Source organism: Burkholderia sp. 22PA0099 (genome assembly GCF_047497165.1).
In the GTDB taxonomy this organism is placed as follows: domain Bacteria; phylum Pseudomonadota; class Gammaproteobacteria; order Burkholderiales; family Burkholderiaceae; genus Burkholderia.
On sequence record NZ_CP163165.1, the window covers coordinates 3145561 to 3164114 of the forward strand.

The 18554-nt window shown below is 70.2% G+C and carries 2 protein-coding genes; both read right to left on the reverse strand.

What is annotated here, in order from left to right; all coding sequences use genetic code 11:
- Position 1: 1 nt before the first annotated feature.
- Complete coding sequence (locus AB4851_RS29440) at positions 2-1288, reverse strand: cupin-like domain-containing protein (protein WP_414449901.1); 1287 nt, start codon at positions 1286-1288, stop codon at positions 2-4.
- On the reverse strand, positions 1285-18489 hold the full coding sequence (locus tag AB4851_RS29445) for an amino acid adenylation domain-containing protein (protein ID WP_414449902.1): 17205 nt from the start codon (positions 18487-18489) through the stop codon (positions 1285-1287). The genes AB4851_RS29440 and AB4851_RS29445 overlap by 4 nt, the downstream gene beginning before the upstream one ends.
- Positions 18490-18554 lie beyond the last annotated feature (65 nt).

The window sequence follows — 18554 nt, forward strand, 5'->3', positions numbered from 1 at the left end:
CTCATGACGCGGCGGCGAGCGAACTGCCCACGCCCACGCTCTCGCCCTCACAGGCGCGCAGCGCGTCGAGCAGCGCCTCGACGCGCGCGGGCTCGATGCGCGCGTCGTCGTGCGATTCGGCCAGCAGCGCCGAGAGCGCCGCGCTGTCCACGATCGCCGCGCGCCGCTCGGGCGACAGCGCCGGATCGGTCAGCAGCGCGGCGCGCACCGGCTGCAGATCCTCGGCGAGCTGGCTCAGGCGGCTGCCGGGCGCGCGCGCGTTGGCTACACCAACTGCGTCGGTTGCCTCGGCCACGCCGGCCGCGTCGGCTACACCCGCCACCTCGACCGCGCCGGCTGCACCAACTGCCTCGCCCACGGCATGACGTCGGCCCCAGTCATCGAGCGCGGCGATCGCGAACAGGCCCGCGCCCCAATTACGGCCACGTTCGAGAAACAGCGCGCTGGCCGCCGCGAAATCGAGCCCGGCCGGATCGAGGAAGCCCATCCGAAACTCGGCGAGGCGGTCGCCGGCATAGAAGCCCGGCAGCGCGCGCGTGGCGTTCGACGCACCGAGGATCTGCTCCAGCGACGGATACCACCAGAAGTTCACCGACACCGATACATCCGGCGCGCGCACGTGGTGCCACCAGAACACCGGCATGTACAGCAGCTCGCCGGCATGGATCGTGAAGCGGATCGCCTCGGCGTGCGCGTAGTCGGGATACGCCGCCAGGTCCGGCTGGTCCGGCTCGACGTTGGACAGGTGCGCGGTGGCCGCGTCGTGGTGATACGGATACAGGCGCGGCGTCTCGTCCGGCGCGAACAGCGCGAATTCCTTGCTGCCGTACAACTGCGCGAACAGGTTGTTCGAATAATCGAAATGCAGTTGCGAGGAGGTGCGCCGGCCGAACCACAGGTTGATCATCGGCCGGCTCGACGCGATCCATTCCGGCACCACCAGGTTGTCGAGCAGTTCGGGCAGCATCTGCGGAATCGGCTGCTGCATCACGTACACATGCTCGTCGGCATCGGCGTCGAGCATGCGCCGCGCCGCCACGCCGAACTCCACCTCGGTGTTCTCGAACGCGTTCGAGCGGCGGATGTCGTGCGACGGCTTGAGCCGGTACTGGCCGTCGCCGGCCGTGCTCAGCGTGATGCGGCGCGTCTGCGCGATGTTGGCCAGCGCCTCGGGCGTCCAGCGCTCGTCGATGCGCCAGTCTTCGAGCGCGCCGGTGATGATGACGGGCTCGTTGCGCGCCAGCCAGCCGTCGTTCGTGAATGCCTCGCGCGTCACGCGTGCGATCATCGTGTCTCTCCTCGATAGGGTTCGGCCGCGTCGTCGTCGAGCAACGCGAGCCGGCGGTTCAGGATGCCGCCGATCGCCTCGCCCAGCACGTCGGCATGCAGCTTGATGATGGTTTCGTGATTGCCCGGCACGGGCAGCACCTCGATCTCGTCGCGCGCGATCAGGGCCTCCCAGCCGAGCGCCTCGGGCAGCGCGTGGTGGCCTTCGAGCGGCGTGAGCGACGCGTCGCTGGCCGCGAACACGTGCAGCTTCACCGGCGCGCGGCGGGGCCGCCAGGTGGCCATCGCCGCGCCGTGCGCCACCAGCCGTTCGAGGAACAGCCGGTTCTCGCGCGCGGTGTCGTACGACAGGTGCCAGAGCGGCCGGCCCGCCTCGCGGCGCGCCTCGATCGCCCGCACCAGCATGTCGATCAGCGCGTCGATGTCGCCGGCGCCCTCGAAATCGATGCTGGACGGATCGAAATCCGTGAAGTTGTTCATCGCGAACGCGTACAGCGTGACCAGCGCCACGCGCTGCGCGTCGAAGCCGGCCGGTGCGTCGAGATGATCGGCATGACTGGCCTGGCCGAGCAGGTTCGGCGGCAGCGTGGTGTCGAACACGCCGAGGAACTCGATCTCCTCGCCCTGCGCGAGCATCTGGGTGGCGATCTCGTAGGCGATCAGGCCGCCGAACGACCAGCCGGCCACGCGATACGGGCCGCGCGGCTGGATCTCGCGCATCAGGCCGACGAAGCGCGCCGCGATCGCCTCCAGCGTGCGGGGTTGCGCCTCGCCGAGCGCGAGCGGCGGCAGCCCGTAAACAGGAATCGACGCGTCGATGTGCGAGGCCAGGTGCTCGAAGTACCAGGAATAGCCTTGCAGCGTGTGGGTGAGGAACAGCGGGCGTTCGCCGCCGTCGGCATGGAACGCCACCCAGGCCTCGCGCGCGTCGTTCGACTGGCGGCCGGCGAATTCGCGCGGCGCCGAGCGCGCCGCCTCGATCAGCAACGCGAGCTTGTGCACCGTGCGCGTGTCGAAGATGCTGCGCACCGACAGCTTCACGCCGGTGCGCTCGCCGGCGCGCGCCGCCACCTGTGCCGCCATCAGCGAATGGCCGCCGATCGCGAAGAAATTGTCGTGGCGGCCCACTCGCGCGAGCCCCAGCGTGTCGCGCCAGATCTCGGCGAGCAGTGTCTCCAGTTCGCCCTCGGGCGCGACGTGCCGGCCCTGGCCCACACCGAGCGCGCCCGCCGCCTCCACCGTGGCGGGATCGATCGCGCGCAGCGCGAGCCGGTCGAGCTTGCCGTTCGGCAGCGCCGGCAAGGCCGCGAGCGCCACGAAACGGCTCGGCACCAGCGGCCCCGGCAACCGCTCGGAAAGCCACGCATGCAGGCCGCCGGCATCCACTTCCACGCCGGCGCGCGGCACGTAGAACGCCACCAGTTGCACGTCGCCGGACGCCGCACCGAGCTCGCGCCCGATCGCGGCGGCAGCCGCCACGCCCGGATGCGCGCCGAGTTCAAGTTCCACCGCCGGCAACTCCACGCGCTGGCCGCGCACCTTGATCTGGAAATCCTCGCGGCCCAGGTGCAGCAACTGGCCGTCGGCCAGCCACTGGCCGATGTCGCCGGTACGCAGCAGCGTCGCGCCGGTTTCCGGATGGCGCACGAAACGCTCGGCGGTGAGATCCGGGCGATTCCAGTAGCCGGGGCCCACCGACGCCCCTTCCACGTAGATCTGCCCCACCGCGCCGATCGGCACCGGCGCGAGCCGTGCGTCGAGCAGGTGCACGCGGCAGTTGGCGATCGGCCGGCCGGCCGGCGTGACCGCGTGATGCACGGCCAGCGCGCGGTCCTCGCTGTAGGTGATGTCGTTCAGCTCGCTGCAGCCGTAGTTGTTGTGCAGCCGCGCGTTCGGCAGCCGCACCGCGAAGCGCACCGCCAGATGACGCGCGAGCGGCTCGCCGGCGGTCGTGACGTGGCGCAGCGCGCCGAGCCGGGGCGCGTGTTCGAGCAGTGCGGCGAGATGCGAGGGCACCAGGTTCAGGCGCGTCACGCGGTGCCGTTCGAGCGCGGCCGCGAAGGCCGGGGCATCCTTCACCAGCGCGTCGGCGAAGATCACCTGCGGCGCGCCCGCGAGCAGCCCCGACAGCATTTCCTTGATCGACGGCACGAAGGACATCGAGGTCTTCTGAGCCACCACCTCGCCGGGCGCGAACGGCGTACGCGCCCACAGCGCCTGCAGGCAGTTCGTCACCTGCCGGTGCGGCACCATCACGCCCTTCGGCTGGCCGGTGGAGCCCGACGTGTAGGCGATGTAGGCCAAATCGTCGGGCTGCGTGGCGTGGGCCGGGAAGCTGGCCGAAGAGCGGGTCGAAAAGCGGTCCGGCATGCCCGGCGTCGCCGCGTCGCCGTCCCGCAGGTCGGCCGGCACGTCGAGCCGCAACAGTGCGCAGCCGGCATCGGCGAACGACGGCGCGAGCGCGGCGGTGGTCACGATCGCGGCCGGCTGCGCGTCGTCGAGCGTGCGGCGCACGTAGGCGGCCGGATAGCCCGGATCGATCGGCACGTAGGTCGCGCCCAGCCGGAACACGGCCAGGATCGCGGCGACGAAATCGATCGAGCGCGGGTAATGCAGCACCACGCGCGCGCCCGGCGCGACGCCGCGGCGCCGCAGCGCGTGGGCGATGCGATCGGCCAAGCCGTCGAGTTCGGCGAAGCTGGCGCCGCCTGCCCCGCCTTCCCCGTCCTCGTAGATGCAGGCCGGCGCGTCGGGCCGCAACGCCACCTGCCGCGCAAACAGCGTGTTCACGTCGGCCGTCTCGAAGCCGGCCCACGTATCGTTGCTCGCCGCCACCCGTGCGCGCTCGGCCGGCGTCGGCGCGCGCAGCGCGGCCAGCGGCGCGTCGGGCGCGTCGGCGATGCGTTCGAGCAGTTCCTCCAGCACGGTCAGCATGAAGCCGATCTGGGTGGCGTCGAAACGCAGGCTGTCGAAGTTCGCCACCAGCTCGAGCCCGTTGCCGTCCCCGAATATTTCCAGGTCGAGATCCGACTGCGCCTGACGGTTCACCACTTCCTGCCGCACCGTCATGCGCAGGCCGTCGCCCCAGTCGTCGGTGGCCACCGGCGGCACGTTCTGGTGGCGCAGCATGACCGGCACCGGCGAGCGGCCGTCCGGCTGGCGCAGCGCCGGCACGGCCGCGAGCATGTGCTCGAACGGCAGCGCCTGATGTTCGAGCGCGTCCAGCACGCGGCGGCCCGCCTGCGCCAGCAGCGCGGCCACGTCCGGCTCGCCGGACAGGTCGAGCCGCAGCGGCAGGATGTTGATGAAGAAGCCCACCAGCGGTTCGAGCAGCGGGTCGTCGCGGCCGGCCGTGGTGGTGCCGATGCAGAGGTCCTCGCGCCCGCTCTGGCGATGATGGAGCACCGCGAGCGCCACCAGGAACAGCGTGAACAGGCTCACGCCGCGCTGCCGGCCCAGTTGCGCGAGCCGCGCGGCCAGCGCCGGCGGCAGCGTGCGGCGCAGCACGCCGGCCGGGCCGTGCGCCGCGTCGGCCGGCGTGCCGGGCACGGCGAGATCGAGCGGCTCGCGATGGCCGTCGAGCGCCGCGCGCCAGTACGCGAGATGCGCGCCGAGATCCTGCTCGCGCTGCCAGCAGGCGTAATCGGCATAGTGCGCGGCCAGCGGCGCAAGTGCCTCGCTCCTTGTCTCTCCCCTTGCATCGGCCGGGGCCGCGCCGGATCGCGCCGCGCGGTCGGCCAGGTACAGCGCGCGCAGATCGTGCACGAACACGCCGAGCGACCAGCCGTCCGACACGATGTGATGCATCACGATCGACACCACATGCCGCTGCGGCGCGAGCCGCAGCACGCGCACGTCGAGCAGCGGGCCGCGCTGCAGGTCGAACTCGATGCCGGCATGGCGATCGAGCGCGGCGGCCAGCGCGGCCTCGCCGATCTCGTGCACCGGCAGCGCCACCGCGTACGGCGCATCGACGAACTGCGCCGGCAAGTCGGCGCCGGGCGCGATGTCGAAACGCGTGCGCAGCGTCTCGTGGCGCGCCACCAGCGCGTCGAACGCGGCCTGCAGCGACGCCGGCGCGAGCGGCCCGTCGAACACCAGCGCGCCGTTCATGTTGTAGGCGCGGCCACCGTCGCGCTGCTGGATCAGCCACAGCCGCTCCTGCACGTACGACAGCGGAAACGTCGCGCCGGCCGCGCGGCGGGCGGCGGATGCCGACGGCGCGAACCGCGCGGCGGCAACGGCACGCCCATCGCCGCCCGATGCCGCGCTCGATGTCGTGCCCGATTTCGCGCCCTCGCCCAGGCGCGCCGCAAACGCGGCCAGGCCCGGCGCCTCGAACAGCGCGCCGAGCGTGGCCGCCTCGCCGAAGCGCTCGCGCAGCCGGCCGATCACGCGCACGGCCAGCAGCGAATGCCCGCCGAGCGCGAAGAAATCGTCATGGCGGCCCACTTGCGCCACGCCGAGCAGTTCGCACCACATGGCGGCCAGCATCGCTTCCACCTCGCCCTGGGGCGCGGCATAGTCGCGCCCGCCGAACGCGGCCGTGTCGGGCGCGGGCAGCGCGCGGCGGTCGAGCTTGCCGTTGGCGGTCAGCGGCAGCGCGGCGAGCGCCACGTAGGCCGACGGCACCATGTAGTCGGGCAAGCTGTCGCGCAGGTAGGCGCGCAGCGCCTCGACGTCGCACGGCGCATCGGTGTCGGCGGCCAGGTGATACGCCACCAGCCGCTTCTCGCCCGGCGCATCCTCGCGGGCGATCACCACCGCGTCGCGCAGGCCGTAGGCGGCGAGCCGCGCCTCGATCTCGCCCGGCTCCACGCGGAAGCCGCGGATCTTCACCTGGCTGTCGTTGCGGCCCAGGTATTCGATGTTGCCGTCGGGCAGGTAGCGCGCCAGGTCGCCGGTGCGGTACAGGCGAGCGTCGGCATCGGCCTCGGCCGAGAACGGGTCGCGCACGAAGCGCTCCGCCGTCAGCGCGTCGAGGTTCAGATAGCCGAGCGCCACGCCCTGGCCGCCCACGTACAGCTCGCCCGGCACGCCGGCCGGCACCGGTTCGCCGTGCGCATCGAGCAGATACACGCGCGTGTTCGCGATCGGCCGGCCGATCGGCAGCCGCTCGGGCGCGGGTGCCCCGGCGCGCAGCAGGTAGGTGGTGGCGAAGGTGGTCGATTCGGTCGGGCCGTAGCAGTGCACCAGATGCTGCGGGGCGGCGTGCTCCATGATGCGGCGCACCGCCCGCACGTCGGCCGCGTCGCCGCCGGTGAGCAGGTAGCGCAGCGCCGGGAACACCGGCGCGAGCGCGTCGGCGTAGGCGCTGAGGAGGCCCGCCACCAGGTGCAGCACGCTCACGCGCTCGCGCGTGAGCAGCGCGGCGAGGCGCGGCGCCTGCAGCAGGTCGTCGTGCGGCACGATCACGAGGCACGCGCCGTGCAGCAACGCGTTCCACACTTCCATCGTGCTGGCGTCGAAGGCCGGGTTCGAGGTGAAGGCGATGCGGTCGCGCGCGTCGAATTCCGCATAGCCGTTGTGGATCACCAGCCGCGCGATGCCGCGATGCGCGATGATCACGCCCTTCGGCGTGCCGGTCGATCCCGAGGTGTACATGATGTAGGCCGGACGATCGCCACCGCCCGGATGCGACGGGGCCGGTGTGCTGTCGTGCACGCTGTCGTGCGCGCTGTCGTGCTCGCCTTCGTACCCGGCCGATGAAGCGTCCAGATCGACGCGCCGCACCTGCGGCACGTCGGGCACCGCCTGACCACCCAGCGTCAGCAGGCAGCGCGCGCCGCAATCGGCCAGCATGAAGGCCTGCCGATCGGCCGGCGCGTTGCGGTCGAGCGGCACGTACACCGCGCCGCACTTCAGCACGGCCAGCTCCGCCACCACCAGCTCGATCGAGCGGTCGAGCAGGATCGCCACGCGCTCGCCCGGCGCCACGCCGAGCGCGGCGAGCCGGCGCGCGAGCCGGTTGGCGCGCGCGTCGAGCCCGGCGTAATCGAGCGTGCGCGCGCCGTCGGCCAGCGCCTGCGCGTGCGGCGTGCGCGCCGCCTGCTGCTCGAACAGCGTGTGCACGCCGGTATCGAACGGGCACGCCGCGTCGGTCGCGTTCCAGCCTTCGATCAGCTCCCGGCGTTCCGCCTCGGGCAGCCAGGCCAGCTCGCGCACCGGCGTGGCCGGCGCGTCGTCGAGCGCGGCGACCAGGCTGGCCACGCTGCGCGCCAGATAGGCGCACACGCGCGCCGCGTCGTGCGGCGCGACGAGTTGCGCGGTCAGGCGGAAGCCCTCGCCCAGATCGTCCACGCTCAGTGCGCACGGGTAATGGGTGCGTTCCTCGCCGTCGACCACGTCGATGCCCTGCCAGCCCGGAATCGCGCCGCCGTCGATCACGGTGCCGTCCGCGCTGTGGCGGAAGTTCAGCAGCGCGCTGAACAGCGGCGCGGGCGCGGCCACGCCGCTGCAGCGCTGCGCGAACGCCAACGATGCGTGTTCGTGGCCCATCAGGTCGGCCAGCCGGCGATGGGTGCGCAGCGCCGCGTCGCGCACGCCGGCGGCGCCCGCCTCCACGCGCACCGGCAGCGTGTTGATGAACAGCCCCATGACCTGCTCGGCGCGCGTGCCGCCCTGCCAGCGGCCGAGCAGCACGGTGCCGAACACCACGTCCTCGCGGCCGGACAGCTTGCCGATCACGTGCCCCCAGGCGAGGTGGAACAGGCTCGCCACGCTCACGCCCAGTTGGCGAGCCTGCTCGCGCAGCCGCGCGGCCAGCTCGGGCGCCAGTTCCACGGCGGCGGTGCGCACCGGCGTGCGTTCGCCGTTCGCGTCGGTTTCGCCGTCCACGTTGGCGAGGCCGTAAGGCAGCGTGGGCTCGTCGATGTCGCCGAGCATCTCGCGGAAAAACGCCTCGCTGGCCGGGCCGCGCCCGGCCAGCCGCGAGCGGGCCACGTGGTCGCGGAACGGCGGCGGCGGCGGCAGCGCGTGCCAGCTGCCGTCGAGCCAGGCCGCCACCTCGCGCAGCAGGATCGCGATGTCGGTGTGATCGAGCGCGATGTGATGCGTGAGCAGCAGCAGCACCCAGTTGCCGTTGGCCGGATCGTGCGCATAGCGCACCGCCATCGGCGGCGCATGGCGCAGGTCGAGGCGGTAATGGCGCGGATCGTGGCGCTGTTGCAACTGCTCGCCGATGTCGGCAGCCGGGTCAAGATCCACCACTTCCTCGACCGACAGCGTCGCCGCGCGCCGCACCACCTGCACCGGCTCGCGCAGGCCTTCCCAGGCGATGCCGGTGCGCAGCACGTCGTGACGCGTCACCGCGGCCTGCAACGCGCCCGCGAAGCGCAGCAGATGCTCGCGCGTCTCGAAGCCGAAGCGCACGCGCGACAGGTAGGCGTCGCCCACGGTCTGCGCCAGATGGTGATACAGCATGCCTTCCTGCAACGGCGCGAGCGGATAGATGTCCTGCACGTTCGCCGCGCCGCCCGGCACGCCGGCCACGATCGCGTCGATCTCGCGCTGCGTCAGGTCCACGAGGCTCAGCATCGACGGATCGAGCCGGCTCGCGTCGGCCGGAATCCGGTTCGGCGCAATCTCGAACTCGGCAGCCACGCGCAGCGTGGCGGCCAGATCGGCCAGCGTGGGCGCGCCGAACAGCGCCGGGATGTCGGTATCGAGCCCGGCCTCGCGCAGCCGGCCGACCAGCCGTACCGCCAGCAGCGAATGGCCGCCCAGCTCGAAAAAGTTGTCGTGGCGGCTCACCTCGGCCACGCCGAGCACTTCCGCCCAGGCGGCGGCCAGCGCGCGTTCGGCCTCGCCCTGTGGCGCCGCGTAGTCGCGGCGGCCGTAGGCGGAGTCGTCCGGCGTCGGCAGCGCGCGGCGATCGAGCTTGCCGTTCACGGTGAGCGGCAGCGCGTCGAGCGCCACCCAGGCGGCCGGCACCATGTGGCGCGGCAGCCGGTCCGCCGCGTGCGTGCGCAGCGCGTCCACACTGGCCGGGCCGGCGTAATAGGCCACCAGGCGGCGATCGCCGGGCGTGTCCTCGCGCACGATCACCGCCACCGCGTGCACGTCGTCGAGCTCGGCCAGCCGCGCCTCGATCTCCCCAAGCTCGATGCGGAAGCCGCGGATCTTCACCTGATCGTCGTTGCGGCCGAGGAACACCAGCGAGCCGTCGGCCCGGTAGCGCGCGAGATCGCCGGTGCGGTACATGCGTGCGCCCGGCGCATCGTGGAACGGATCGGCCAGGAAGCGCTGCGCGCTCAACTCGGGGCGGTTCAGATAGCCGCGCGCCACGCCCACGCCGCCCACATACAGCTCGCCCTCGGTGCCGAGCGGCGCCGGCTGACCGTGCGCGTCGAGCAGATAGAGCCGCACGTTGCCCACCGGGCGGCCGATCGGCGGCGTGTCGCCGTCGAAGTCGGGCGGGCACGGCCAGACGGTCGCGCACACGGTGTTCTCGGTCGGGCCGTAGCCGTTGAACAGCACCGCCCGGGCCGCCAGCGCGCGGAACAGCGCCGCGCCGGGCGCCTCGCCGGCCAGCACCAGCGTGGGCCGCGCGTCGATCGCGGGCAGGCCCTCGCCGTCCTGCAGCAGCGCGGGCGGCAAGGTGGCGTGGGTGATCGCGTGCGCGTCGAGATAGCGCCACAACGCGACCCGGTCGTGACGGATCGCGTCGGGCGGCACATGCACGGCCGCGCCGGCGCACAGCGCGACCACGATCTCGGCGATGCTCGCGTCGAAGCTGGCCGACGCGAATTGCAGCACGCGGCTGTCGGGCTGCACGCCGAAGCAGGCGATCTGCGCCTGCGCGAGATTCACCAGGCCGCGATGCTCGACCATCACGCCCTTCGGCGTGCCGGTGGAGCCCGAGGTGTAGATCACGTAGGCCAGGTGGCGAGCGTTCAGGCCGGCCGCCTGCGCGGGCAGGTTCGCATTGCCGGCCGGGTCGTCCGCCCGCAGCGCGGCCAGCGTGTCGAGTTCGAGCACCGGCACCGCGTCGGGCAGGCCCGCGAGCCGCGCGCGCGAGCGGCTGTCGGTCAGCGCCGCCACCGGCGCGCTGTCGGCCAGCATGTGGGCCAGCCGCTCGGCCGGATAGGCGGGATCGAGCGGCACATAGGCGCCGCCGGCCTTCATCACGGCCAGGATCGCCACCACGATCGAGGCATTGCGTTCGAGGCACAGCGCCACCCGATCGTCGGGCGCGACGCCCAGCGCACGCAGCCGGTGCGCGAGACGGTTGGCGCGCGCGTTCAGCTCGGCGTAGCTCAGTTGCTCGTGCGCGTCCTCCACTGCGATCGCGTGGGGACGTTCGGCCACGCGCGCCTCGACCAGCTCGTGCAGGCAGGCCTCGCGCGGGAACAGCACGTCCGTGTCGTTCCACGTTCGCAGCAACTGATCGCGCTCGGCGGCGGACAGCAAGCTGGCGTGAGCGTGATCGGCCTGCGGATCGGCGGCGATCGCATCGAGCGCCGCCACGTAATAGCCGAGGATGCGCGCGCCCTGGGCCGGCGCAAGCCGCGCGCCGTCGATCTTCAGCTCGACCGTGAGCGCGGCGGCCGTGTCCGATACGTTCACGCCGAGCGCGAAGTTGGTCGCCTCGAAGCCGTGGCCGCCGCGGGCCTCGAAGCCCACGTTGCGCTCGAGCGCCTCGTACACATGGAAGTTCACGTAGTTGAACACCACCTCGTACAGCGCCGCGCGGTCGTTGTCGAGTTGAAGCTGGAAATACGGGTAGTGGCGGTGGCGAATCACCTCGAGTTCGCTGCGGAACGTGCTGCGGATCAGTTCGGCCCAACTGGAAGCCACGAGGTCGAGCCGCATCGGCAGCGTGTTCAGGAACAGGCCCAGCACCTTCTCGCCGTCGTCCTGCTCCTGGCGCACGTTCGACACCAGGCCGCTGGTCACGTCGGTCTTGCCCGCAATCATCGCCAGCACGCGCAGGTGCGCCGCAAGCACCACGCTGCGCATCGGCACCCCGAGCGCATTGGCCACGCCCCGCAGGCGCTCGCGCACCGGTTCGTCGATCGTGGCGATCAGCGGCGGCTTCGGCGCGGACGGATCGCCCTCCGGCTCGGCCGGCGGCAAGGCGCTGAACGTGTAGCCGGACAGATAGCGGCGCCAGAATTCGCGATGCTGCGGCGAGGCCAACGCGCTGCGCTCGGCCTCTACCGCGCTGCGCGGCGTGCGTGCCAGCGGCGGCGCAGCGCGCAACGAGGCCGGTTCGGCCGCCAGCAGCGACAGGTAGGTGTCGAACAACTCGGTGTTCAGCGACGCCACGCTCCAGCCGTCGAGGATCGCGTGATGGAAGCTCGGCGTGTACTGGATCTCGCGCTCGCCCCGCACATGCACGAACACGCGCAGCAATGGCGCGACGTCGAGCGCCACGCGCGTCTTGCGCTCGGCTTCCACGAATTCGACGATGCGGCGTTCCTGCTCCGCTTCGTCGTGCATGCCGAGATCGATCGTGGCGAGCGGCACCTCGCCGGTGGCGAACACCAGTTGCATCGGCTCGCTGAAGCGCTCGAAATCGAAGGCCGTGCGCAGCACCGGATGGCGCGCCGCCAGCGCCGCGAGCGCGGCGCGGAAGGCCGCTTCGTTCCAGGCCGGCACGCCGAAGCGATAGCTGAATACGTCGTGGTAGACGGACGCATCGTCGGCCGCCTGTTCGTTGTGATACACCATCCCGCGCTGCAGGAAGGTCAACGGATAGGCATCCTCAATGCCGGCTGGCAGACGCGCACGATCCGCTTCGCTGAGTGCGAGCGCGTCGCTGGCGTGCGAGGCGCTCGCGTCGTCGGTCGAGAGCGCTTGCGCGAGGTTGGCGATCGTCTGCTGTGTGAACAGGTCCACCAGCGCGAAATCGAGCCCCTGTGCCTTGGCCTTCGACAGCACCGATACCGCGCGGATCGAATCGCCGCCGGCCGCAAAGAAGTTGTCGTGGATGCCGACCTGGTCCAGACGCAGCACCTGCGCCCAGATCGCCGCAAGACGTTCCTCGATCGAGGTGCGGGGCGCCACGTAATGCCGTGTATCGACCGATTGCGCCGGCTTCGGCAGCGCGGCTCGATCCACCTTGCCGTTTGCCGTCAGCGGGAATCGCTCCAATGCGACGAACGCGGACGGCAGCATGAAGTCCGGGAGCGTCCGGCTCAGGCCGGTACGCAACGTGGCACTGTCGGTTTGCGCTTGGTCCGGATCGATGACGTAGTAGGCCACCAGCCGTTTCTCGCCCGGTTCGTCTTCGCGCGCGGTGACCAGCGCTTCGCGCACGCCATCCAGCGCCGACAACGCCGATTCGATTTCACCCAGTTCGATCCGGAAGCCGCGAATCTTCACCTGCGTGTCGATCCGGCCGAGGTATTCCAGCGTGCCGTCCGGCAGGAATCGCGCGAGATCGCCCGTGCGATACAGACGATCGTGTTCGCTCGTACCGAACGGATTGCGGACGAAGCGCTTCGCCGTCAACTCCGGCTGATTCAGGTAGCCACGCGCAACGCCCGCACCGCCGATGCACAGCTCGCCCGGCACGCCGATCGGCATCGGGTTCAGGTTCGCGTCCACCACATACGCGGACAAATCCGGAATCGGCCGCCCGATGCTCGCGGGCGTGCCGCCGCCGTTCGCCTGCAGCGGCCAGTACGTTACGTGCACCGTGGTTTCGGTGATGCCGTACATGTTCACAAGTTGGCAGGCCGTATTGCGCGCGTCGTCGTACCACGGACGCAGCATGCCCACTTCCAGCGCCTCGCCGCCAAACACGACATAGCGGAGCCGATGCGTCTGCCCGCTTTCCGCCTGTGCCGCAATCAATTGACGGAACGCACTCGGCGTCTGATTGAGCACCGTCACGCCCGCTTCGCAAAGCAATGCATAGCATTCCTGCGGCGAACGGCTGACCAGCTTCGGCACCACCACCAAGCGTCCACCGTGCAGCAGCGCACCCCAGATTTCCCACACCGAAAAGTCGAAGGCGAACGAGTGGAACAGCGCCCAGGTATCGGTGTGATCGAACCCGTACCAGGCATCCGTCGCCGAGAACAACCGCGTGACGTTGCGATGCTCGATCATCACGCCCTTCGGCTGACCGGTCGAACCCGACGTGTAGATCACATAGGCAAGGCTATCCGCGCTTAAACCGGCCACATCCGGGTTGTCGATCGAACCTTCCGCCGTCGCCACATCGATATCGATGACCGGCGCTTCCACTTCCACCAGCACGTCGCTCGTATCGGCCTGCACCAGCACTGCCACCGGCGCGCTGTCGCGCAGCGTGTACGCGAGTCGATCCGCCGGATAAGCCGGATCGAGCGGCACATATCCCGCCCCCGCCTTCAGCACGCCGAGAATCCCCACCAGCATCCCCAGCCCGCGCTCCACGCAGATCGCCACGCGATCATCCACCCGCACGCCCTGCGCGATCAGCGCATGCGCGAGCCGGTTCGCACGCGCATTCAACTCCGCGTAAGTCAGCCGCTGCGCCCCGAATTCGACCGCCACCGCCTCGGGCCGCTCCGCCACCCGCGCCTCGAACAAGCGATGAATCGGCGCGTCCTGCTCGAACGCCGCCTCGCGCGCATCCGCATTCCACGCCTCCACCACTTGCCGCCGCTCAGCCGCCGACAGCAGATCCGCCCGCTCATGCGCGGCCTCCACATCGGCCGCGATCGCATCGAGCGCCGCGAGGTAGTAACCGAGCGCACGCTCGCCCTGCTCGCGCGACAGCCGCGTCGGGTCGATCTTCACGTCCACCGTGAGCCCGTCCGCCATGTCGGCGAAATTCACCAGCAGACCGAAATTGGTCGCCTCGAAGCCGTGCCAACGGCGCAGCGCAAAGCCTTCGTTGCGGGCCAGCGATTCGTAGACGTGGAAGTTCACGTAGTTGAACGCCACCTCGTACAGCGCCGCGCGATCGTTGTCGAGTTGAAGCTGGAAATACGGATAGTGGCGGTGGCGGATCACCTCGAGTTCGCTGCGGAACGTGCTGCGGATCAGTTCGGCCCAGCTCGACGCCACCACGTCGAGCCGCACCGGAAGCGTGTTCAGGAACAGGCCCAGCACCTTCTCGCCGTCGTCCTGTTCCTGACGCACGTTCGACACCAGGCCGCTGGTCACGTCGGTCTTGCCCGAGATCATCGCGAGCACGCGCAAGTGCGCCGCGAGCAGCACGCTGCGCATCGGCACGCCGAGCGCGTTCGCCACGCCCCGCAGCTTCCCGCGCAGCGCCTCGCTCACCACCACGCTCAGTTCCGGGCGCACCGCATCGGGGCCTGCGCCCGCCTCGGCGGGCGGCAGGCCGCTGAACGAATAGCCGGACAGATAACGCCGCCAGAATTCGCGATGTTGCGGCGAGGCCAGTGCGCTGCGCTCGGCCTCTACCGCGCTGCGCGGCGTGCGCGCCAGCAGCGGCGCAGCCGCGCGCAACTGGCCCGGCTCGGCCGCCAGCAGCGACAGGTAAGTGTCGAACAGTTCGGTGTTCAGCGACGCCACGCTCCAGCCATCGAGGATTGCGTGATGGAAGCTCGGCGTGTACTGGATCTCGCGCTCGCCCCGCACATGCACGAACACGCGCAACAATGGCGCGACGTCGAGCGCCACGCGCGTCTTGCGCTCGGCCTCGATGAAGGCGTCGATCGCGGCGTCCTGCTGCGCCGGTTCGAGCGCGGATTGGTCGATCACCGTGAGCGGCACCTCGCCCGTGGCATGCACGAGTTGCAGCGGCTCATCGAAACGATCGAAATCGAACGCCGTGCGCAGCACCGGATGGCGCGTCACCAGCGCCGCGAGCGCGGCGCGGAAGGCCGCTTCGTTCCAGGCCGGCACGTCGAAGTGATAGCTGAACACGTCGTGATAGAGCGCCGCGTTTTCCGATGCCTGCTGATTGTGATACACCATCCCGCGTTGCAGGAAGGTCAACGGATAGGCATCCTCAATGCCGGCTGGCAGGCGCGCACGATCGGCTTCGGAAAGCGCGAGTGCGTCGCTGGCATGCGAGGCGCTCACGTCGTCGGTCGACAGCGCTTGCGCGAGGTTCGCGATCGTCTGTTGTGTGAACAGGTCCACCAGCGCGAAATCGAGCCCTTGTGCCTTGGCCTTCGACAGCACCGATACCGCGCGGATCGAATCGCCGCCGGCCGCAAAGAAGTTGTCGTGGATGCCGACCTGGTCCAGACGCAGCACCTGCGCCCAGATCGCCGCAAGACGTTCCTCGATCGAGGTGCGCGGCGCCACGTAATGCCGCGTATCGACCGATTGCGCCGGCTTCGGCAGCGCGGCGCGATCCACCTTGCCGTTCGCCGTCAGCGGGAACCGCTCCAATGCGACGAGCGCGGACGGCAACATGAAGTCCGGGAGCGTGCGGCTCAAGCCGGTACGCAACGTGGTGCTGTCAGCTTTCGTCTGGTCCGGATCGATGACGTAGTAGGCCACCAGCCGCTTGTCGCCCGGTTCGTCTTCGCGCGCGATGACCAGCGCTTCGCGCACGCCATCCAGCGCCGACAACGCCGATTCGATTTCACCCAGTTCGATCCGGAAGCCGCGAATCTTCACCTGCGTGTCGATCCGGCCGAGGTATTCCAGCGTGCCATCGGGCAGGAATCGCGCGAGATCGCCCGTGCGGTACAGACGATCGTGTTCGCTCGTGCCGAACGGATTGCGGATGAAGCGCTTCGCCGTCAGTTCCGGCTGATTCAGGTAGCCACGCGCGACGCCCGCACCGCCGATGCACAGCTCGCCCGGCACGCCGATCGGCATCGGGTTCAGGTTTGCGTCCACTACGTACGCGGACAGATCCGGAATCGGTCGCCCGATGCTCGCGGGCGTGCCGCCGCCGTTCGCCTGCAGCGGCCAGTACGTTACGTGCACCGTGGTTTCGGTAATGCCGTACATGTTCACAAGCTGGCAGGCCGTATTGCGCGCGTCGTCGTACCACGGGCGCAGCATGCCCACTTCCAGCGCCTCGCCGCCGAACACGACGTAACGAAGCCGATGCGTCTGCCCGCTTTCCGCCTGTGCCGCAATCAATTGACGGAACGCACTCGGCGTCTGATTGAGCACCGTCACGCCCGCTTCGCACAGCAGCGCATGGCATTCCTGCGGCGAACGGCTGACCAGCTTCGGCACCACCACCAGACGCCCGCCGTGAAGCAGCGCACCCCAGATTTCCCACACCGAAAAGTCGAAGGCGAATGAATGGAACAACGCCCAGGTATCGGTGTGATCGAACCCGTACCACGCATCGGTCGCCGAGAACAGCCGCGTGACGTTGCGATGCTCGATCATCACGCCCTTCGGCTGACCGGTCGAACCCGACGTGTAGATCACATAGGCAAGGCTATCCGCGCTTAAACCGGCCACATCCGGGTTGTCGATCGAACCTTCCGCCGTCGCCACATCGATATCGATGACCGGCGCTTCCACTTCCACCAGCACGTCGCGCGTATCGGCCTGCACCAGCACCGCCACCGGCGCGCTGTCGCGCAGCGTGTACGCGAGCCGATCGGCCGGATAGGCCGGATCGAGCGGCACATACCCCGCCCCCGCCTTCAGCACGCCGAGAATCCCCACCAGCATCCCCAGCCCGCGCTCCACGCAGATCGCCACGCGATCATCCACCCGCACGCCCTGCGCGATCAGCGCATGCGCGAGCCGGTTTGCACGCGCGTTCAACTCCGCATAGGTCAGCCGTTGCGCCCCGAATTCGACCGCCACCGCCTCGGGCCGCTGCACCACCCGCGCCTCGAACAAGCGGTGAATCGGCGCGTCCTGCGCAAACGCCGCCCGCTGCGCTGCGTCGTTCCACGCCGCCAATTGCCCGACCTCGTCCGGCGTCGGCAATTGCAGCGCCGCCACCGGAATGCTCCCGTCCTCCAGCACCTGCTCAAGCAGATGCGAGAAACGCGCGCCCACCGCCTCGATGTCGGCATCCTCGAAATACGCGCGGTTGTACATGAAATGCACCCATGCGTTCTCATCGAAGCGGTTCTCGCGGATATGCAGCGCCAGCGGCAACTGCTCATGCCCGTTCGAGAACATGTGAACCTGCGCCGGCGCGTCGCCGAAGCGCATGTCGTAATCGTCGCGCTCGTACGACACCGAGATGTCGAACACCTGGGCCCGTTGCGCCTGCAACAAGCCGAGCGCGCGATTCAGTTCGCTGATCGGAAAGCGCTGGTGGCGATAGTCCTGCTTCAGCGTCTGCGCGATCGCCTTCAGCAGCGCGTCGAAGCGCAGCGCCGGATCGAACCGCAGCCGCACCGCGCTCACGCCGGTGAACATGCCGGCCGTCTGCCGCATCCGCGCGTTCGAGCGGTTCAGGATCGGCAGCCCGATCGCCAGATCGTCGCGCTGCGCGGTACGCGCGAAATACACGGTCAGCAGCCCCAGCATCACGTGGAACGGCGTGGACGCGTGCTCGCGCGCGAAGCCCTCGATCCGCGCGTAGAACGCGCGCGGCAGGCACAGCGCATGATGCCCGGCCGGCGCGACGCCGCCCGCGTAGCGCTCACGAAAACGCGGTGCGAACAGCGGATCGGGCGTGGTGCGGTACTTGTCGAGCCAGTACGCGCGGTGCCGCTCGAATTGCGGCGAGTCGCGCAACGCGCGGTCCTGCTCGACGAACTCGGCATACGAGGGCGCATCGAGATCGGGCGACTCGCCGTTCGACAGCGCCGTGTAGATGCGCGCGAGCGAATCCACCAGCAGGCCGATCGCCCAGCCATCGACGATCAGGTGATGGAAATTCAGCGTGAACAGGAAGCGCGCGTCGTTGATCTTCGCCAGCGCGAAGCGGAACAGCGGCGCGCCGCCGTCGAGCGGAAACGGCTCGGCCAGACACTGCCGCGCCCAGTCGCGCGCGGCGCCGGCCGGGTCGGCCTCGCCGGAAAAATCGTGCAGCGGCACCCGCACCGTCATGACCGGCGCGATCACCTGGCGCGGCACGCCGTCGGCATCGTCACCGGATTCACCGCCGGATTCACCCGCCCCCGCACTCGCCTGCGCCCCCGTCACCGGCACGAGCCGCAGCGCGTCGTGCCGGGCCACCAGCAGGTTCACCGCGCGCTCGAACCGGTCCACCTCCACCGGCCCCGCGATATGCGTGTAGCCGCCGATCTTGTAGACCGGCGCGTCGCCATGCACGGCCTGATCGAACCAGATTTCGCGTTGCGCGGCGGTGAGCGGAAGGCTGTCGCCCGGCAGGACTGTGTGGTTCAAGCTGTCTCTCCTTCGTGCCGCGCGGCGATGCTCGTGATGCACGAAGCGGCCGCGCGGCGTTTCAT

Excerpts from the sequence above, each read along its gene's own strand:
- AB4851_RS29440 (WP_414449901.1), bottom strand. The coding sequence starts at position 1,288 with ATGATCGCACGCGTGACGCGCGAGGCATTCACGAACGACGGCTGGCTG.